This is a genomic window from Pelomicrobium sp. G1, assembly GCF_051905455.1.
Classification (GTDB): domain Bacteria; phylum Pseudomonadota; class Gammaproteobacteria; order Burkholderiales; family UBA6910; genus Pelomicrobium.
The window spans coordinates 1-213 of sequence record NZ_JBQACR010000715.1; the positions used below are offsets into that span (position 1 = coordinate 1).

At 69.5% G+C, this 213-nt stretch carries 1 pseudogene; it reads right to left on the bottom strand.

Annotation, left to right across the window (positions count from 1 at the left end):
- Positions 1–213 (bottom strand): annotated as a pseudogene (locus ACTFO6_RS20240) (hypothetical protein); the annotation flags it as partial.

Here is a 213-nt window from a genome sequence, read left to right on the forward strand (position 1 = left end):
GCTGTGGGCGAGCACCTGAAACTTGTGCTCGGTGTGAAAGGCCACCAGCCGCGCCGGGGTGAGCCCTCCGCGCAGCAGGTCCTGCCAGCGGCGGTAGACGTAGACCCGCTCGATGAAGTTCTCCCGCAGCGCCGCCTCCGCAAGCCGCCCCTCCTCCTCGCACGGCAGTAGGGGATTGGCCGCCATGAACGCGCGGGCATAGATCCCGGCGGA